The organism is Pseudoalteromonas sp. McH1-42, from assembly GCF_022347845.1.
In the GTDB taxonomy this organism is placed as follows: Bacteria; Pseudomonadota; Gammaproteobacteria; order Enterobacterales; family Alteromonadaceae; genus Pseudoalteromonas; species Pseudoalteromonas rubra_D.
Window position 1 is genome coordinate 44,409 of the sequence record NZ_JAKRFU010000013.1, and the last position, 19,382, is coordinate 63,790.

A 19,382-nucleotide genomic window follows, 5' to 3' on the forward strand; every position below is an offset into this window, starting at 1 on the left:
TCGCCAATAGAAAAAGGGACTTTCGCCCCTTTTAGTATTTTCTTTGTGAATTTAAGTACAAGCTTTGTTAAAAGCTGTAAACCAAGGTCAAAGATGTTTCCGTATCGGTATTTTCTTTGCCTTCGTCGACTGTTGAGTTATGAGTAATATTGTACGCCACCTTCATCTGCAAAGATCCGTTAATTTTAGTCATCAATGCTGATTCAGACGTTGTTTTAGTGTTGGTATCACCGTACTCCACCCCAACCACTTGCGTGAAACGGGCGTTATCGGATACCTGCCACTCAAAGTCTACCTTGGCAACACCAATCACTTCATTATCTGTGGTGCCAGCAAGCGGGTTACCATTCTCATCCACCTCGGTACTATCGTCCTGATACTCAAAACGTTTCATACCTGGACCAATTTCAGCATCCAGGTACATAGTGTCCAGGCTCAATAGGCGTAAACCGTAACCCACCGATACAACGGTTTCACTGCGATAAGCACCAAAGTAATCAGAATCGTACGAGCCATAGATAAACAAGTGGCTATGGTCTTCGGTCAGCTTATAGTTACCTTGCATAGACACAGAGTACTTCTCATTGGTGCGTTCGCTGATGCGTTCACCATCATCATTTTCGATTTCATCTTCCTTATAGATACCGTCCAGTTTGTATTCATTACGCCAGTTTTCAAGGTTATGCTTGGCTTTAAGCGCACCTTTGAGTGTTGTGGTCTCGGTGTTACCACTGGTAATAATGGCCCCCACTTCACTGGTGATATCCCAGGCTTTTTCCTGTTTTGGCTTCGTTGCAGGGGCTTCTTCTGCAGCAACATTCGTGCTAATCGCTGCCAATACGCACAGAGATAATAATTTTAATTTCATTGCCTATAAACCTGTCATTAATTAGTCTTTGTGAAGGTGAATATCCATTTGTGGGAATGGAATTTCGATATTAGCATCATCCAATGCTAATTTTATATTCTCTACAAGGTCAAAGTAAGTGGGCCAATAATCAGAAGTCGCCACCCAAGGGCGCACAACAAAATTGACACTTGAATCCGCCATTTCTAGTACAGCGACCGTATAAGCGGGCTCTTTCAGGATCCGCTGATCTTTGTCCAGCACGGATTTTAACACATTTTTTGCCTCTCTGAGATCAGCCTCATAGCTTACCCCGATAACCAAGTCTATTCGTCGTGTTTTCTCTCGAGAGTAGTTGACGATTGCACCCGACATAATCGCTGAGTTTGGCATGATGATAACCTTGTTATCCGGTGTTCTCAGTTCAGTAGAGAAGATCTCAATACGCTGTACACTGCCCCCTTTACCACCCGCTTCGATATAATCTCCAGACTTAAATGGCCTGAGAATAATAATCAAAACACCAGAAGCGAAATTCGACAACGAGCCTTGCAATGCTAAGCCGATTGCCAAACCAGCAGCACCGAGAATGGCCACAAAAGAGGTTGTCTCTATGCCAACCTGTGAAAGCGCCATAAGTAAGGTTGCTGCAAACACAATGCTGTATGCGATATTGCCGACAAACGCGCCAACGGCTTTGTCTACCTTACGCTTGTTAAACGCCTTTTCTGTGAGGTTTGCAGCAAGCTTTGCCAGTTTCATACCTACAAGGAAGATAACAAGCGCTAATAGCCCCTGTAAAAGATAGTGAATGATAAGAGAAGAGTTATCATCGACCCAATGAACGATTGATTCCATAGTGACTCCTGTGTGCACTTGAGTGAGATAGCGGGGTGAGTGTACTCCGCCAGTATGAATATTCGCTTTACAGATTAGGATACTCAACAAACTTCTTTGAGATTTTTTTCAATTTAACCCTTTGCAAAGCCCGTGTTTTTATGTATTATGCGCGCCACACCAGCAAAGGTGTTATCTATTTGTGGCGGCTGTAGCTCAGTTGGTAGAGCCCCGGATTGTGATTCCGGTTGTCGCGAGTTCAAGCCTCGTCAGTCGCCCCACTTCCCCCTTGTTACCATCCCCTTTTTTATTTATCAAAAACGTTCTCTTCGCATTAATTTTGCTTACACAAGATCCAATTGTCCATTTGTATCAGGTTTACATAACTATATCCTTCATGCTAGATATAGACACATTTTCGTTACATATCAATGATTATGTCAATTTTTAGGCATAAAAAATGCCACCTTACGGTGGCATTACACACGGGATTATTTCTACTTTACAGATAGAAATTCTTTTCGCTATTTCCAGCTTCTCATTTTATGACCTTTTAGGGCATAGAATAGAATAAACAGATAGCTGGGTAGCATTAAACTATACGCACCTTGAGCGCCAAGGCCTGCAACATTACCGACTCCGATTAACAGCGGTCCTAACGCGCCCCCAGCAATACCCATGATCAACAGGCCTGATGCTGTACCTGTCAAACGCCCTAAGCCATCAAGCGCCAAAGGCCAAATTGCAGGCCACACCATCGCATTTGCAAAGCCTAACAGAGCAATACATAGAAGCGGATCCGGCAGCTGAGGGCCACCAAATGGAACAAGCAGTAAATTTGCCAGAGCAGTCGATTCATTGTCCCCTAAAACTACAGCAAAAACGGTAACAATACCAGCGATTGCAGACATGACGAGTGCATTTTGTTGTGACATAAAGCGTGGGATCAGCGCGATACCAATCGCGTAACCGATCAGCATACAACCCATAGTATAGGAAGTCATGACAGAGTAATCAGCAATCCCTAACTGCAAAGCGTACGAACCAATGGTGTCTGCAGCGATCACTTCAACCGCAACATACAGTGCAATACCGATCACACCCAAAGCGAGATGGGGGTGGCTCAGGGCTTCTTTCACTTCCCCTTTACTGGTTTGACCTTCTTCTTCAAACACTAAGTCAGGTAATGGAGAAAACTTAGCAAATGCAGCAAATAAGAAAATCAGCCCTGCGATACCTAGGTAAGGTGCTATCAGGCTATTCGCCATCATATCTTTCTGAGCCTGACTCAGTGATTCACCCTCATTCACAACACCGCTTACAACCACGGCAGCGAATACGATCGGAACAATTACACCGGCCGACTTATTCAGCAATCCCATAATACACACACGCACTGCAGCAGAGCGTTCTGAGCCCATTTTTACTACATAAGGGTTTACCGCGGTTTGAAGCACCGTCTGACCAACCCCGATCATTAGTTGCGCGAACAAGAAGATCTCAATCATTTGCATCTTCGCTGCCGGAATATACATCAGCGCAGACAACGCCATGACTGCACAACCAATCGCCATGCCATTTTTATACCCAACTCGCTTTATCAGCATCGCTGAGGGGATCCCCGCAACGGTTACGGCGATATAAAATGAGGAAATAATGAAAGAGGCCTGTAGCGGACTCAGTTCCAGCATTTGCTGAAGGAATGGTGTGATAGCACCATTTAACCAGGTGATACAGCCCAATATAAAAAACATTGAGCCAGCAAGTGTCATAGGTAACCAGACACTCTGCTTTTCGAGGTCATCTTTTTCCACTGTCGCTTCCATAAAACTCTTCTTGTTGCTAATTAAGATTAATACAGGTCGGATTAAAACGAATTAAAAATAATCCGGATTATTATTTTCTGTGCTATCGGCCCAGACAGTCGCATCATGATGACGGCTTTTAACAACTCAGGATCAAAATGACAGCGCTGACATTTAACTTTACGTTAAAATTTAGCCTTTTTCTAGTTAGTTTTGTAATCAAGTGTCCTCAGTTTGGGGAAGTAATAACACCTTCCCCATAACAGAGTAACCAGACAATTAGTCTAACTGGGTGGTACGACTGAACTTTTTATCGCCTAAACGGGTACGTAACAGTACGCCGTCAACGTTACTTACACTCATCGGAGCTGTGTAAGTTTGCCAACTAACACCACTATCAAGGCTGACCTCAATCGTTAGGTACTCAAATGCACTGTTGGCATGTAACTGACCGTCAATCACTTTTGCCCCGGGTACAGGTAAGTTCACGTTAACGCCGGCTTTGTCTAGCTTAGACAGTTCTTTTAACGCCAGTGCAGCTGAAAATCCGCGCCAGTCCTGAGCAAAGCGTTTCTTATCGATACGCTTTCCTTCCCAACCTGCTTTATGCCAGGCTCGTTCTGCCATCGCCAGTAATCGCGGGAACACCATTGCCTGTACCTGTGCTTCAGTACGGATAGTTTCACTCCAGACCTGACCCTGAATACCGAGGATGTTTTCTGGCTTTTCTAGCGCAGGCATCGCGCGACCAACCAGCGCCTCTAAATTTTCAATCGGTGCACCACTGCGCGTAAAGTCAGCATTGGCATAAACATCATCCGGCATGTAGCTAAACGTTTTCTTGCTATCAGTATAGCGCGCGGCCCAATAATATCCGCGTTCAGCAGGGTGCGGCTCATAAGGGTGATCAAAGTACAGGTGCGTGCCATGTGATAACACAACCTGGTAGCCATCATTTGCCAGACGATGTGCCCTGTCAGCAACCCCCCATTCCCAGATATTATCCCAAACATTTGCTGTAAAGACTTCATTTGGAAATGCATCACGGTTAAATGGGTTGACCCGGTCATACATCAGACCGTCTTCCCATGCCCCCGGGGCAATTCCGCGTTTTGCAAACAGCGTTGCAACACGTTGAGTAAAGTAAGGTTTCAAATCAGCTGGGCCTGCAACCCCATTATTGGGATCGGCAAACATAGCCTGACAGACAGGAGAGTCTACCCAGGAACCAGCCCCGACTTCATCTCCGCCGAAGTGCAGATTCGTCAGACGCGTACCAGCTTCTCGATACATGCCTTGCAATTCATAAGTAACTTTTTCAATGAATGCGTAAGTCGAGTCCTGACACACATTCATAGAGTTATCAGTATAATTCTGCACTGTGATGTACTTTGAGGTGTCCTGAGGATCGCTCAGTAAATAAGCACGTGCCTGCTCAGGTTTGCCTGCTTCCATGAGTGTATGATAACGCGCTTCCATTGCCTTGATTGATGCTCTTGCATGGCCTGGACCTTCAATCTCAGGGATGATTTGGACGTGACGTGCTTTGGCAAATTTCAGTAGTTCCACAAATTCATCTCGGGTCAGATACCCGTTACCCGAACCTGATTTGTGCGGGCCTGTACCAAGCTGTGTAAGTAAACACTCACGCTCCTCTAAGTCGAAGCAGCGATATGCTCCAATATCGGTCAGCTCTGGTAAACCCGGGATCTCCAGCCGCCACCCTTCATCTTCAGAAAAGTGCCAGTGGAACTTGTTCAGTTTGTAGCGCCCCATTTGCTCAACCAGCTTGAACAGAGCCTCCTTACCATGATAATTGCGACCGTTATCATAGTGCATACCACGCCAGCCAAAACGCGGCGCATCCTTGATGTCAACGTTAGGCACGCTGACCTGGCCTTGTTGCTCAGCCGGGAATAAAGCAAGCAAACTCTGAATACCATAAAACACACCAGCATTGTCATGGCCTGTGATCACGATTTTGTCGTCGTCTACTTCCAGCTGATAACCTTCACTGCCCAGCTCGTCTAACTCTGCCACACGCAAATAAATGGTCTTGGTTTTACCGGCACTGATGTGGTCTGGCTGGGCGTCCAGCTGGAGCCCATAGTCGGCCAAATCTTCCTGAAATACCGAAACTTCGCTCTTTAGCCTGCCCGCATAACGGATCTGCCATTGGTTGCTGAGCTCAGCATAACCCCGGTTAAAATCGACATCCATTGGTTTGGGAATAATGCGTTTCAAGGCATCTTCGCGTGAAAGCTTACCAGTCTGCTGATTTTGTTCATAACGCCATGATGCTGTAGCGCGCGGAGATAAATCCTCTGGCTCGGCATGACGATCCAACTGGTTATCACGCACAATTGGGGCAACAAAATCCAGCATATTCTCACTGTCTGTGTTGGCGAATACAGCCGGCTTTGCGTTACCACTAACCATAAAAGCCCGGGGCATAAAGTCGGTATATGCAGCTATCCAGGCAGCAGCTTCATAGGGGATTTCCAAGGTTTCACCCGGCTTTAACCCGGCGAATGCTTTGGTCGGTACTAAACAATGCAAATCACCATTCACATGTTCAAACTTTAGGCCAGCGGCCTGTTGCGTGGCAACTTTTCTGATTGAGTGGAAATAGATCTGCCAGTCACTTTCACCGGCCGGTAAGGCAATTTTGGAGTTATTTTGTAAGGTAATAGAAGCCAGAAAACTACTGCTGCCATTATGGTGATTATTTTCTACCGCAAACATAAAGGTGGTGTTATCAGTAAAGGCTTGCAGTTGCGAGCTATCCCAGGCGGCTTTAGCCATCATCGGGACTAAAAGCGTGGCCGCGATGGCCCGGGTGAGCAGTTTTTTCTGTATTTTCATTCCGGCTCCTTAACCTGCGCTGAGCGCAAACTTCAAATTGTTGTAAATACCATCATATAGAAGAAAAAATGACAGCGCTATCAATTTTTCCTTGCAAGATCTCTATATTCAATTTTATCAATCGGTTAATACAAAAAAGCCGCCATATTCTGGCGGCTAAAATAGCAGTAAACACTTACCAGATTTTGACCCGCTCTTGCGGTTTGAGATACATTTTGTCGCCTTCTTTAACATCAAACGCATCATAAAATGCAGGCATATTAGGCAACACCCCAATGACACGATAGTGGCTGGGTGAATGCGAATCGGTCATCAAACGGTTACGCAATTCTTCATCACGATATTGTCGACGCCAGATCTGTGCCCATCCCATAAAAAAGCGCTGCTCTCCGGTGTAACCATCAATCACAGGGGCGGGCTTGCCTTCAAGGGATAATTGGTAAGCTTTTAACGCCACACTCAGGCCGCCTAAATCCCCAATGTTTTCACCCAGCGTCAGTTCGCCGTTCACATTTGCGTCTTCAAAAGGCCGATACTGATTATATTGCTCAACCAGCTTCTGACTGCGCGCCTGGAATTGCGCCAGATCTTGTTCACTCCACCAATTGCGTAAGTTGCCATCACCGTCATATTTGGCCCCCTGATCGTCAAACCCATGACCGAGCTCATGGCCAATGACGGCACCAATCGCGCCATAGTTAACAGCATCGTCCGCGTCCAGGTTAAAAAATGGGGGTTGCAAAATGGCCGCAGGGAACACAATTTCATTATTCACAGGATTATAGTAGGCATTCACCGTTTGCGGTGTCATGAACCACTCACTGCGATCAACCGGTTTGTCGACCTTGCCCACCATGTCCTGATAGGCCCACTCATTATAACGGACATAGTTGCCCACCAGATCGTCGGCGTTGATCTCCAGGCCAGAGTAGTCACGCCATTTGTCCGGATAGCCAATTTTAGGCGTAAACTTGCTTAACTTGACCTTCGCGGCCTGCTTTGTTTCAGCACTCATCCACTCCAGCTCATCAATTGACTGGTCAAATCCTTTGATCAAATTATCGACCAGCTCTCCCATACGGGCTTTGGCTTCTGGCGGAAAGTACTCTTTGACATAAATTTTACCCAGCAGCTCGCCCAATACGTCATTGCTGGCATTCACCGCTTTCTTCCACACAGGTGCCTGCTCTTCCAGCCCGCGCAGCGTTTTACCATAGAAGTTAAACTTCAGGTCAACTGCCGTTTTATGTAGCAGCTGTGCATAGTCGCTGGCAAAGTGGAAAGTCAGATAATCACGCCAGGCGGTTATTTCAGTGGTGCCAATCAAATCAGATAAGCCTTGCAGATAACTTGGCTGAGTCACGACCAGCTCTTTGGTCTCTAAACCAAACCCTTTCAAGTAGACTGAGAGGTCAAAATTTGGCAGTTGTGCATTCAACGTATCAACCTGAAACTTATTATAGGTTTTATCCGCATCCCGGCTTTCAACCCGTGACCACTGAATTTCAGCTAAAGCGGTTTCAAGTGCCATGATGTGCTTAGCCGCTTGCTGCGCACGGGGCTGATCATAACCCATAACCTGCAACAAGCGTTCGATATACTGGCTATATTCGGCGCGAATGCGTGTGAATTTTTCCGTATCCTGAAGATAAAAATCACGATCAGGTAAACCCAGGCCTGATTGCCACAGGTATAGTGTATTCACGGTCGAGTTTTTAGCATCGTTGTTTGCATACCAGCTAAGTGGTGTGGTACCACCCTGAGATAAAGCCCGGGCAAATAATGCTGGCAACTCAGATTTATTTTGTAATGCCTGAAACGGTGCCAGGTAAGACTCCAACGGTGTTGTCCCCAACTCTTCCCGAGCCAATTCATCCGTATAACTTCGATAGAAATCACCCAGTTTAGCTTCATCCGAACCGGGCTTGGCCTGATCGTTACTCGCAGCCTGCTCCAGTGTTTTTCGCAGTGCTTTTTGTGATGCATCATACAGTTCCGTGAATGAACCATAATTCGATTTGTCTGCCGGTATCTCTGTGCGCGCTAACCACTTGCCATTTACGTGATAATAAAAATCATCCTGTGCTCGAACGGCACTGTCAATATTATTCAACGCGATCCCTGAGTTTAGCTTACTCTCAGCTTGAGTAACTTCTGATTGCGATTCGGTTTTCACAGGCTCGCTACAAGCTGTCAGACCTAGTGCAAGTGCAACCGCGGCAGCAGTGACTGTTATATTCTTCATCTTTATACCCTTAACATCAAATTTGCTCAACGGCCGTTGTTACTGATCCATGCCATACTGTTGTGCCAGCGCTTCAAGGATCGCCACATTGGCTGCTGGAAAAGCCAATTGATTGAGCTCATTCCAGTTTACCCACTGACTGGGTTGCCCTTCCAGACCCACTGCGTGTCCCGAAAAATCTTCGACCTTATGCACTTCCAGTTTAACCTGTTTATCGCCATAGTCATGCTCAATCACGAGTAAATGTTCAGAACTATGCACATCAATACCAATTTCTTCTTTTAACTCTCTGGCTAAAGCTTGAGTCACCGTCTCCTGCGCTTCAATCTTTCCACCCGGGAACTCCCATAGCCCACCCTGGTGTTGTTCTTTCGCGCGTTTACATACAAAAAACTGTGCATCCCGAATGATGACACCGACCGCTACATTCACAATTTTCTTTGTCATATCTAACTCAAATATTCTGTTTTTCTGAGATAAAAAAAGCGACTCTAGGTCGCTTTTTCATAGGGTTTCTGCAAGCTTATTTCAGCTTACCGCAACACTGTTTGTACTTTTTACCCGATTTACATGGGCACGGTTCGTTACGTCCAACTTTAGGCTCAGTGCGTGCAGCGACCGCAGCACCTTGTGGTGCTTCACCGCCCACAGGCTCAGACTCTTCATGCTGATACTGACGTGGAGCCTGCTCGCTACGACGATGCTGCTCTTCAACTTTCTCAACATCCTCTTCAGCACGCACCTGCACTTTGCTTAATACTCCGACCACGTCAACCTTAAGGTTTTCGAGCATTTCAGAGAACAATTCAAACGACTCGCGCTTGTATTCCTGTTTCGGGTTTTTCTGTGCATAACCACGTAAGTGGATGCCCTGACGTAAGTGGTCCATTGCCGCAAGATGGTCTTTCCAGTGCTGATCCAGGCTTTGTAGCATCACAGCCTTTTCAAACTGACGCAGTACCTGTGCACCAACCATCTCTTCTTTTTGCTTATATGAGGCATCAATTTCTTCGCCGATACGCTCGCGTAAACGCTCTTCGTACAGCTTGTTGTCTTCCTCAAGCCATTGCGCAATCGGTAGCTCAACCATAAAGTCATTCTTCAGGCGTTCTTCAAGGCCCGGAATATCCCACATTTCAGCCAGGCTCTGCGGCGGAATGTACTGATCAATCGCGCTATTGATGACATCACCCCGGATAGCTGAAATCGTTTCAGAAATATCACCTTCTTCCAGCAGCTCATTGCGTTGCTCATACACCACTCGACGCTGGTCATTGGCAACATCATCGTACTCAAGCAGCTGTTTACGAATATCAAAGTTACGTGCTTCGACTTTGCGCTGCGCATTTTCAATCGCACGGTTAACCCATGGATGCTCAATCGCTTCACCACGTTGCATGCCCAGTTTGCGCATCATGTTGGTCATACGCTCACCGGCAAAAATACGCATCAATGCATCGTCCATTGACAGGTAGAAACGGCTTGAGCCCGCATCACCCTGACGACCAGAACGACCACGTAGCTGATTATCGATACGGCGAGATTCATGACGCTCAGTACCGATAATGTGCAGACCCCCCGCTTCCAGAACAGCGTCATGTCGCTTCTGCCACTGTGCCTTTATGTCGTCAATCTGCGCATCGCTTGGGTTTTCCAGCTTGGACACGTCATTCTGCCAGTTACCACCCAGCATGATGTCCGTACCCCGGCCAGCCATGTTGGTTGCAATCGTCACGGTACCCGGTAAACCCGCATCTGCAATAATATCAGCTTCCTGTGCGTGGAATTTCGCATTCAGGACATTGTGCTCAATTTTTTCCTTACGCAGGAAGTGCGACAGGTATTCAGAGCTTTCGATGGAAATGGTACCAACCAGGACAGGTTGACCACGCTTCTGACAATCGCGAATATCGGTCAGAATTGCTTCGAACTTTTCATCCTGAGTTAGATAAACCAGATCAGCACGATCATCACGGATCATTGGCTTGTTGGTTGGGATAACAACCGTATCCAAGCCATAGATGGACTGGAATTCAAACGCTTCTGTATCTGCGGTACCCGTCATCCCCGCCAGTTTGTCATATAAACGGAAATAGTTCTGGAAGGTAATGGAAGCCAACGTTTGGTTTTCATTCTGGATACGCACATTCTCTTTTGCTTCCACCGCCTGGTGCAAGCCTTCAGACCAGCGACGTCCTTCCATCGTACGACCTGTGTGTTCATCAACAATGATGACTTCATTATCTTTTACAACATAGTCGACATCTTTTTGGTACAGTTTGTGCGCACGCAACGCCGCATAGACATGGCTAAGCAACGTAATGTTACCTGCTGAATACAGCGAGTCGCCTTCTTCAATCAGGCCATTTTTAACCAATAACTCTTCAACTTTAACCTGACCACGCTCGGTTAAATGTACCTGCTTGCTCTTTTCGTCTAATGTGAAATCACCATCACCTTCGACACCTTCTTCATCTTCCTTTTCCTGTAAGGTCAGTTCAGGCACGATTGTATTGATCTTAGTGTATAGCTCAGAGCTGTCTTCTGCCGGACCAGAAATGATCAAGGGTGTACGCGCTTCATCGATCAGGATGGAGTCAACTTCATCCACAACGGCGTAGTGCAATGGGCGCTGAACGCGCTCTTCAATGCTAAACGCCATATTGTCGCGCAGATAATCAAAACCGAATTCATTGTTGGTACCGTAGGTAATATCCGCCGCGTATGCTTCTTTTTTCTGAGCAGGCATCATACCCGGCACATTACAGCCAACTGTCAGGCCCAGAAACTCAAATAATGGACGGTTATTCTCAGCATCACGTTTGGCCAGATAGTCGTTCACAGTAATGACATGTACGCCTTTGCCCGTCAAACCATTTAAATAGGCAGGCAGTGTCGCGGTGAGTGTTTTACCTTCACCTGTACGCATTTCAGAAATTCGACCCTGGTGCAGCACGATACCACCGATCATTTGCACGTCAAAGTGACGCATGCCAAATACCCGTTTAGAGGCTTCTCGCACCGTCGCAAAGGCTTCAGGAAGCATGTCGTCCAGGTTAGCACCTTGCTCAAATCTTTGTCTGAATTCCGCGGTTTTAGCTTGCAGTTGTTCGTCTGACAGCGCCTTGTATTGTTCTTCTAGGGCGTTTATCAGGGCGACCGTTTTTCTCAGATTTTTAATCATTCGGTCGTTGCGGCTACCAAAAATCTTGGTAAAAATTTTCGTTATCATGTTTAAACCATTTCACTCATCTATTTGCGAGCACCTACTTGGGTAACGCGGTTATCACGCTCGCTCGTCCTGTTGGCGACAAAGTCGGACCTTGCTGTGTGCCGAGTTAAATTTGTGCCCTATCATACCAGACTATGCGCGTCTGCAAACCATCAAAAAGTAATCTGTTCCTATTTAACCATACAAGTCAGGCGAAACACACCCAAACCATCTCATGACACACCGGCAATGCCGCATTATCGGCTTCCAGAAAAAGAAAAGAGACACAGTTTTCGAGGTACTAACCCTATCTATGTGGGCTATGCCTGCGTATTTCAACCGTCACCACAAACGCATTGTGCTATCTGTAATGACGCGCACGCGTTATACTTAAAGGGAAGTGGCCGATTGCCTGTAAGGTACACGCTAGTGAGTTATTACTATGAGTAAAAACCGATTTGATCCGAAACCCCTGGACGAGTTAGCCGGCAGCTGGTCGGATAAGCTGCATGGTTATGTGCAAAAAGCACAAGGCATCGCTGAATTACAACAGCCCCTGCACAATGCGCTGGGCCCCGTGCTAAGTAAAAAATGCCGTGTTGCCAACTATCAAGATGGGACCCTATACGTTGAAGCCGCATCAGCGACCTTAGCAACCCGATTAAATTACCTGAAAATGGAGATCCTGAGCAGTTTTCGAGCAGCAGGTTTGCATGATTGTTGCCAAGTGAAAATAGGCACAAATCCCGAAGCACAACAGCGCCTGACTCAGCCTGTGAACCAGGTAAAAGCACCACAGGAAACGTATACTGGCCGGCACATGAGTGCACAAACAGCAGACGATTTAATGGCGCTTGCCGAGCTTGCTCCAGCCGGATTAAAGGAAAAATTACTGCGCCTTGCTAAACATGGCGGACAAAAAAAATGACGCTACAGAGCGTCATTTTCTTAACTTAATTTGCGATTCAAGCAGTGGCTAGAGTCGAATCCACTTCCATGCCTGGTGCCGGCATAGTCACTGGCTCGTCGAATGTTGCCCATTCCCAGGCAGATTCTGTCGCCATAACCTGACGCAATAACTTGTTGTTCAGACCGTGTCCTGATTTAAAACACGTAATCTTACCTAAGATGTTGTGCCCTGCCATAAACATATCGCCAACACAGTCCAGGATTTTATGCTTAACAAACTCATCTTTATAGCGTAACCCGTTCGGATTCAGCACTTTGAATTCATCCAAAACTACCGCATTATCCATGCTGCCGCCTAACGCAAGGTTGTTGGCATGCATGTACTCGATGTCTTTCATAAAACCAAAAGTACGCGCTCGACTGATCTCTTCAGTAAAGCTTTGCGCTGTGATGTCCAGGCCAATACGTTGGCGGCTGGCATTAATAGCCGGGTGATTAAACGCAATTTCAAAATCAATATGGAAGCCATCGTAAGGTTCAATTTCTGCCCACTTATCGCCGTCTTCCACGCGCACTTTTTCTTTGATACGAATAAAGCGCTTCGCCTGATTCTGCTCTGCAATCCCACCTTTTTGCAGTAAGTAAATGAAAGGTAATGCACTACCGTCCATAATTGGTACTTCTGCACTATCCAGCTCAACGATCAGGTTATCAATTCCCAATGCAGCAACAGCAGCAATAAGATGCTCCGTTGTTGACAAACGAACACCATCTTTGTTGGTTAAACAAGTACACAATTGCGTGTCGCCCACAGCTTCAGGGGTTGTTTCAAAATCGACAACCGGGTCGAGATCTACGCGACGAAATACGATCCCCGTATTTACGCTCGCAGGTCGGAGAGTGATCGTGACCTTTTCACCTTTGTGTAATCCTACACCTGTGGCTTTAACGACTTCAGCAATCGTTCGTTGTTTTATCATAGGTTCGTCCGCTTCTGACTGGTTAATGAATAAATAGACCGCAAATTCTATCACAGATAGAACCAGCTGCCAATCGTTTGTTTTTTAACCTGACCTTAGTCAGATTGTTTGCGTAAAAACGCAGGGATATCAAAGTAATCCCCTTTTTCCTTGCCACCAGCGTTATTCGAAGATGCTGGTGTGCTTGGCGATTTAGGCTCAGATGGCGCGGCGCTACCTTGCTCAGGTTCATTACCTTCACTCGCTGTTTGTGTAAAGCTTGGCACAAACATATTCTGCCCTTTACCACCTTCGCTGTCAGAGCCAACCGCCTTTTTCAGGCCATTATCAACAATGCCAAATTGCGGCTTGCGCTCACCACCGAGCCCAGTAGCAACCACAGTCACACGCAGCTCTTCGCTCATTTCAGGGTCGATAACCGCACCCACAACTACTGTTGCATTTTCAGACGCCAATGCTTTCACATGGTTCCCCACAATCTCAAATTCTTCGATTGTGATGTCCATACCTGCGGTGATGTTAACCAAGATGCCTTTCGCGCCTGTTAAATCAACATCCTCAAGCAGTGGGCTGGAAATCGCAGCTTCAGCCGCTTCCTGTGCCCGATCTGGACCACTGGCCGCAGCGGTGCCCATCATTGCAGTACCCATCGCAGACATAACCGTACGTACGTCCGCGAAGTCCACATTGATCAAACCTGAACGTGTAATTAGCTCAGCAATGCCCTGCACCGCGCCGTACAATACGTCATTCGCTTTAGCGAAGGCATCTAATAATGTAGTGCCTTTACCCAAAACTTTAAGTAACTTGTTGTTAGGAATTGTGATGAGTGAATCTACAATTTCTGACAACTCACCTATGCCTTGATCGGCAGCAGCCATACGCTTCTTGCCTTCCAGGTCGAAAGGACGCGTTACAACAGCGACAGTCAGGATACCGAGCTCTTTGGCAACACGTGCCACAACGGGTGCTGCGCCTGTGCCTGTTCCGCCACCCATACCGGCAGCGATAAACACCATATCGGCTCCTTCCAGGCTGGCTTTGATAGCCTCAACATCTTCTTCTGCTGCGCTGCGACCTACTTCAGGATTCGCACCGGCACCCAGACCTTGTGTGATCTGAGTCCCCAGCTGCACAGTCACATCGGCTGACGACTTACGCAGTGCCTGCGCATCCGTGTTCGCCACAATGAAGCGAACGCCTTCAATTTCCTGCTTTACCATGTGTTCTACGGCATTACCACCGCCGCCACCAACGCCGATGACTTTAATAACGGCTTCTTCGCCGTGTTGTTCCATAATATCAAACATCTTCACTCTCCGACTTGAGCTTAAAACTCGCCTTGGAACCACTTAGTGATCCGGTTCCACCAACCATCTTCGGCATCCGCTTTTGTCCTGTGTGCATTCTTGACTTGCAGCGTACGGCCGTATTGTAACAAACCTACCGCTGTTGCGTATGCCGGATCATCAACATAATCGGTTAACCCTGTTATCCCTACAGGCTTACCAACACGAACGGGCATCTGGAAGATATCTTCTGCCACTTCCAATGCACCTTTCATTTTTGCACTGCCGCCGGTCAGTACGATCCCTGCGGCAATCTGATCTTCAAATCCAGAACGTCGGATCTCTTCAAGCACCAGCTCAAACAGCTCTCGAAATCTGGGCTCGACGACCTCAGATAAGGTATGCCGAGACATAATTCGCGCAGGTCGCCCCCCTACGCTGGGTACTTCAATCGTTTCTTCGTTGCTGGCCATCTGGCTACTGGCATAGGCATATTGTACCTTCAGCGATTCCGCGTGAGAAATAGGGGTGCGGAAAATTTTTGCAATGTCTCCAGTCACCTGGTTACCAGCGACCGGGATCACGGCAGTATGACGCAGTGCGCCATTGACATAGATAGCAATGTCCATGGTACCACCACCAATATCCACCACTGCCACGCCCAATTCTTTCTCATCTTCAGTGAGCACAGAGTAGCAGGATGCCAGTGCCGTAAAGGTCAGCTGGTCGACTTGTAAACCACAACGCTCGACGCATTTCTCGATGTTTTTTGCCATGTCATTTGAGCAGGTAATGATGTGCGCCTTAGCTTCCATTCTCACTCCACTCATACCCAGTGGGTTTTTAATGCCTTCTTGCATGTCCACACTGTATTCCTGAGGCAGTGAGTGCAACATCTTACGTTCAGCTGACATAGGCACTGAACGTGCAATGTGGATCACATTGGCAATATCGTCATCGGTAATTTCCGCGTTATTGTTAATCGCAACCACACCACTTTCGTTCTGGCACTGAATGTGTTTACCCGAAATCCCCAAGTATACTGAACTAATTCGACAATCAGCCATCAACTCGGCTTCATCAACGGCCCGCTTGATGGAGTCAGACACCAGGTTCAAGTCATTCACGCCACCCTTATCCATGCCATGGGCAACCTGATTCCCGACACCCACAATACTCAACTGGTTGTCTGCGGTGATCTCCCCAACCGTTGCGACCACCTTGGAGGTGCCCACATCCAGTCCAATCACTAAGTTTCTCTCTGCCGACTTGGTCATGCTTTACTCTTATCTTTATTGTCTTCGTTCTGGCTGAACTTCCAGCTAACCGCCAGTCCCGTATCATACCTCAGGTCAATCACATCGACCTGAGCTCCCTCAGGCTTTTCCAGCCTCGGATAAACATCTATAAATCGTTGCACACGCTGTGCTTTGTCTTCCCGACCGAGGTTAAGCCGTATGCCATTATCCAACCATAGCTGCCAGGCAAAACGCTCAGAGAGTGCCAGGCTGACCAAATTAAACTGATTGACAGCCAGCATTTCTTTTAATTGTAAAAACGTCTGCCAGGCTTCCACTTCACTGCCTTCCGGACCATACAGCTCGGGCAAAGTCTCTGGCAGTCGTGTGCTGTTAGCCTGAAATACGCCACCAGCATGATTTAATAACAGGTCACTGTTCCAATACGCTACTGGTTGATGCTCCACTACATATACCTGCAAAGCATCTGGCCACTGCTTCCTGACTGAGACAGTGGCTACCCAAGGTAACGCTTGCACTGCATCGTGTACCGCCTTGACATCCAGTTCAAAAAAACTCGACAGATCCGTTTTGCGGATCGCCAGGACGATGTCATTTTCGGCTGTGTAATAGGGCTGACCAAGCACCGTCAGCGTCTTAATTTGAGTATCTCTGTGCTGAGTCAACCAGTCTCGGATCCACAACCCACTTTGCATCAGACCAATAAGCACTATCAGGAAAAAGCCGACACCAAACAGCAAAGACCAGTTGATGCTTTGCCTTAACGCGACGATTTTTCCCAAAAGAGCACGCATATTAAAGGGTTTGCTCCAAAATGCGAATAACTAATTGCTTAAATGACAACCCATTTTGCTTCGCGGCCATCGGCACCAGTGATTTCTCTGTCATACCAGGGACCGTATTCACTTCAAGAAGATAAAACTGGCCATTACCATCTTGCATCGCATCCACTCGGCCCCAACCAGTTGCGCCCACCAACTCGAAAGCATGTTTAGCCATCACCTGTAACTGCTCAGTGTAAGCGGTATTGATGTCTGCCGGACAATAGTACTCCGTACTGTTGACCTGATACTTAGCCTGATAATCATAGAACCCACGAGGCGTGCGCATTTCTATCACTGGTAACGCATCTTCCCCAAGCATGGCGACGGTAAACTCGCGGCCCTCAATCCATTGTTCAATCAAAATTTCATCATCGTATTTAAATGCTTCATTGAGCGCGGCTTGCAGCTCCTGCGCCGACGTCGCCTGAGTCATGCCGATGCTGGAGCCTTCATGACTGGGTTTAACCATGACTTTGCCGAATTTGGCCATCAGTGCCGTGGTATCAATTTCCTGAGCCGCTGTGACCACACAATAACGAGCCGTACTCAGCTTGGCAGACTCAAACAATTGTTTGCAGCGGACCTTATCCATCGCTAATGCACTGCCCAACACACCGCTACCGGTATAAGGCAAGCCCATAAACTCAAGCGCCCCCTGCACAGTACCATCTTCACCACCACGACCATGCAAGGCAATAAATACCCGATCAACTTGCAGGCTTTTTAGTTCCCACAAATTACGCTCAGCCGGATCAAATGGCACCACATCAATGCCCGCTTCTTCCAGAGCGTTGATAATTGCCTGACCCGACTTTAGTGACACTTCTCGCTCAGCAGACAAGCCACCCAGCAACACCGCGACTTTGCCAAACTTACTCATAATACACCTTGCTTCAGCTTTTCGACCGACAACTCTGTTGCTGCCAGTTGTTTTACGATTTGCCCAATATTCCCAGCCCCCTGAGTGATCACCAGATCGTTATCGCGTAATACATCTGCCAGAACCGCTTTTAAGTCCTGGCCATCCACAACATGGATTGGCTCCACACCGCGCTGTCTCAAGCTACGACATAAACTCTTACTGTCAGCCCCGACAATGGGGCTTTCCCCCGCACTATACACATCTAACAACAACAACTGATCGACTTCGCTGAGCACTTTCACAAAGTCTTCATAAAGGTCACGGGTACGGGTATAACGGTGCGGTTGATACAACATAACCAGACGTTTGTCGGGCCAGCCTGCACGAGCTGCACGGATCGTCACAGCCACTTCCGACGGGTGATGACCATAGTCATCTACCAACATCACTTCACCACGTTCATTTTGGAACGAGCCATAGTGCTGGAAGCGGCGTCCAATCCCTGCAAATTTATCCAGAGCAGCAAGAATCGCTTCATTGCCAATCTCATGATCTTTTGCCACCGCAATGGCCGCAGTGGCATTCAGTGCATTGTGCTTACCGGGCATGCTCAACGTTACCTCGATCTGCTCACCAGATTTATGTACCACTTTAAAGCAGCTGCGACTCTGCGTTTGTTCAAAGTCCACCATACGGTAATCCGCCTCGGGATTTTCCCCATAGGTAATTGCAGGTCTGGCGAACCGCGGCAATAGCTCTTTGGCTACCTCCGAGTCAGTACACACCACCGCCAGGCCATAGAACGGCAAGTTATGTATAAATTCGACATAGGTGTCTTTCATCTTTTCGAAATCACCATCATACGTATCCATATGATCCGCTTCGATGTTCGTGATCACCGAGACCATGGGCTGCAAATGCAGGAATGATGCATCACTTTCGTCCGCCTCTGCGATTAGGTAATCGCTACTCCCAACCTTCGCATTACTCCCAGCACTGTTAAGCAAGCCGCCAATAATAAAGGTTGGATCTAACCTGGCTTCAGCAAAAATACTGGCAATTAAACTGGTCGTTGTGGTTTTACCATGTGTGCCCGCCACCGCAATACCATGACGAAAACGCATCAATTCAGCCAACATCTCCGCACGGCGAACAACTGGCACCCGGGCACGCTTGGCTGCCTGGATCTCAGGGTTGCTGGTATCGATAGCACTGGAGACCACCACGACATCAGCATCCTTAATATTATTCTCATCATGGCCAATAAAGACTTCAGCCCCAGCACGAATAAGACGCTCCGTCATCGCATTCTGAGCAATGTCAGAACCCGTAATTCGGTACCCTTCAAAGGCCAATACCTCCGCAATACCGCCCATACCAGCGCCACCAATTCCGATGAAGTGGATGGTATTAATGCGCCTCATGGCTCTGCGTCTGTTAATTTCTTTC

General features: G+C 47.4%; 14 protein-coding genes and 1 tRNA gene. 2 read left to right on the plus strand and 13 right to left on the minus strand.

Features of this window, described 5'->3' with window-relative positions; genetic code table 11:
* Positions 1-67: 67 nt before the first annotated feature.
* A complete protein-coding gene (locus MHN31_RS12995) occupies positions 68-868 on the minus strand; it encodes a DUF481 domain-containing protein (RefSeq protein WP_125558939.1) in 801 nt (266 codons plus the stop codon).
* A gap of 21 nt (positions 869-889) precedes the next feature.
* Positions 890-1,705: a mechanosensitive ion channel domain-containing protein gene (locus MHN31_RS13000; RefSeq protein WP_239444448.1), complete on the minus strand. Its 816-nt coding sequence runs from the start codon at positions 1,703-1,705 to the stop codon at positions 890-892.
* Between the two features lie 184 nt (positions 1,706-1,889).
* Between MHN31_RS13000 and MHN31_RS13005 the strand changes: the two genes are divergently transcribed.
* Positions 1,890-1,965: transfer RNA gene (locus MHN31_RS13005), tRNA-His, on the plus strand.
* A gap of 243 nt (positions 1,966-2,208) precedes the next feature.
* Here the strand turns inward: MHN31_RS13005 and MHN31_RS13010 are convergent.
* The 5 genes from MHN31_RS13010 to secA form a co-directional block, all read right to left on the minus strand.
* Positions 2,209-3,510 (minus strand): sugar MFS transporter, encoded by a 1,302-nt coding sequence (locus MHN31_RS13010; protein ID WP_125558936.1) that lies wholly within the window; start codon positions 3,508-3,510, stop codon positions 2,209-2,211.
* Between the two features lie 258 nt (positions 3,511-3,768).
* Positions 3,769-6,354 carry a family 20 glycosylhydrolase gene (locus MHN31_RS13015; RefSeq protein ID WP_239444449.1) on the minus strand — a complete coding sequence of 862 codons (2,586 nt, stop codon included), beginning with the start codon at positions 6,352-6,354 and terminating at the stop codon, positions 3,769-3,771.
* A gap of 175 nt (positions 6,355-6,529) precedes the next feature.
* On the minus strand, positions 6,530-8,599 hold the full coding sequence (locus MHN31_RS13020; RefSeq protein WP_239444450.1) for a M13 family metallopeptidase: 2,070 nt from the start codon (positions 8,597-8,599) through the stop codon (positions 6,530-6,532).
* Positions 8,600-8,638: 39 nt separating this feature from the next.
* Positions 8,639-9,046: an 8-oxo-dGTP diphosphatase MutT gene (gene mutT / locus MHN31_RS13025; protein WP_239444451.1), complete on the minus strand. Its 408-nt coding sequence runs from the start codon at positions 9,044-9,046 to the stop codon at positions 8,639-8,641.
* 76 nt (positions 9,047-9,122) lie between these two features.
* Positions 9,123-11,831, minus strand: coding sequence for a preprotein translocase subunit SecA (secA, locus tag MHN31_RS13030; protein WP_125558930.1), 2,709 nt, complete (start codon positions 11,829-11,831; stop codon positions 9,123-9,125).
* Between the two features lie 421 nt (positions 11,832-12,252).
* Between secA and MHN31_RS13035 the strand changes: the two genes are divergently transcribed.
* Positions 12,253-12,738, plus strand: a complete 486-nt coding sequence (locus MHN31_RS13035; protein ID WP_125558928.1) for a DUF721 domain-containing protein — start codon at positions 12,253-12,255, stop codon at positions 12,736-12,738.
* A gap of 37 nt (positions 12,739-12,775) precedes the next feature.
* Here MHN31_RS13035 and lpxC read toward each other — a convergent pair whose 3' ends face one another.
* The 6 genes from lpxC to murC form a co-directional block, all read right to left on the minus strand.
* A complete protein-coding gene (gene lpxC / locus MHN31_RS13040; RefSeq protein WP_010383639.1) occupies positions 12,776-13,699 on the minus strand; it encodes a UDP-3-O-acyl-N-acetylglucosamine deacetylase in 924 nt (307 codons plus the stop codon).
* Positions 13,700-13,794: 95 nt separating this feature from the next.
* Complete coding sequence (gene ftsZ, locus MHN31_RS13045) at positions 13,795-15,009, minus strand: cell division protein FtsZ (protein ID WP_125558924.1); 1,215 nt, start codon at positions 15,007-15,009, stop codon at positions 13,795-13,797.
* Positions 15,010-15,029: 20 nt separating this feature from the next.
* On the minus strand, positions 15,030-16,265 hold the full coding sequence (gene ftsA / locus MHN31_RS13050) for a cell division protein FtsA (protein ID WP_049863436.1): 1,236 nt from the start codon (positions 16,263-16,265) through the stop codon (positions 15,030-15,032).
* Positions 16,262-17,041, minus strand: coding sequence for a cell division protein FtsQ/DivIB (locus MHN31_RS13055; protein WP_125558922.1), 780 nt, complete (start codon positions 17,039-17,041; stop codon positions 16,262-16,264). The genes ftsA and MHN31_RS13055 overlap by 4 nt, the downstream gene beginning before the upstream one ends.
* Position 17,042: 1 nt before the next feature.
* Positions 17,043-17,951, minus strand: coding sequence for a D-alanine--D-alanine ligase (locus tag MHN31_RS13060; RefSeq protein ID WP_239444452.1), 909 nt, complete (start codon positions 17,949-17,951; stop codon positions 17,043-17,045).
* Entirely contained in the window at positions 17,948-19,357 is a 1,410-nt protein-coding gene (gene murC / locus MHN31_RS13065; protein WP_125559181.1) for a UDP-N-acetylmuramate--L-alanine ligase, read from the minus strand. The genes MHN31_RS13060 and murC overlap by 4 nt, the downstream gene beginning before the upstream one ends.
* Positions 19,358-19,382: the final 25 nt, after the last annotated feature.

What these genes read in the sequence shown, in the direction of transcription:
- MHN31_RS12995 (WP_125558939.1), bottom strand. Translation starts at nt 868, where the DNA reads ATGAAATTAAAATTATTATCTCTGTGCGTATTGGCAGCGATTAGCACG.
- MHN31_RS13000 (WP_239444448.1), bottom strand. Translation starts at nt 1,705, where the DNA reads ATGGAATCAATCGTTCATTGGGTCGATGATAACTCTTCTCTTATCATT.
- MHN31_RS13010 (WP_125558936.1), bottom strand. Translation starts at nt 3,510, where the DNA reads ATGGAAGCGACAGTGGAAAAAGATGACCTCGAAAAGCAGAGTGTCTGG.
- MHN31_RS13015 (WP_239444449.1), bottom strand. Translation starts at nt 6,354, where the DNA reads ATGAAAATACAGAAAAAACTGCTCACCCGGGCCATCGCGGCCACGCTT.
- MHN31_RS13020 (WP_239444450.1), bottom strand. Translation starts at nt 8,599, where the DNA reads ATGAAGAATATAACAGTCACTGCTGCCGCGGTTGCACTTGCACTAGGT.
- mutT (WP_239444451.1), bottom strand. Translation starts at nt 9,046, where the DNA reads ATGACAAAGAAAATTGTGAATGTAGCGGTCGGTGTCATCATTCGGGAT.
- secA (WP_125558930.1), bottom strand. Translation starts at nt 11,831, where the DNA reads ATGATAACGAAAATTTTTACCAAGATTTTTGGTAGCCGCAACGACCGA.
- MHN31_RS13035 (WP_125558928.1), top strand. Translation starts at nt 12,253, where the DNA reads ATGAGTAAAAACCGATTTGATCCGAAACCCCTGGACGAGTTAGCCGGC.
- lpxC (WP_010383639.1), bottom strand. Translation starts at nt 13,699, where the DNA reads ATGATAAAACAACGAACGATTGCTGAAGTCGTTAAAGCCACAGGTGTA.
- ftsZ (WP_125558924.1), bottom strand. Translation starts at nt 15,009, where the DNA reads ATGTTTGATATTATGGAACAACACGGCGAAGAAGCCGTTATTAAAGTC.
- ftsA (WP_049863436.1), bottom strand. Translation starts at nt 16,265, where the DNA reads ATGACCAAGTCGGCAGAGAGAAACTTAGTGATTGGACTGGATGTGGGC.
- MHN31_RS13055 (WP_125558922.1), bottom strand. Translation starts at nt 17,041, where the DNA reads ATGCGTGCTCTTTTGGGAAAAATCGTCGCGTTAAGGCAAAGCATCAAC.
- MHN31_RS13060 (WP_239444452.1), bottom strand. Translation starts at nt 17,951, where the DNA reads ATGAGTAAGTTTGGCAAAGTCGCGGTGTTGCTGGGTGGCTTGTCTGCT.
- murC (WP_125559181.1), bottom strand. Translation starts at nt 19,357, where the DNA reads ATGAGGCGCATTAATACCATCCACTTCATCGGAATTGGTGGCGCTGGT.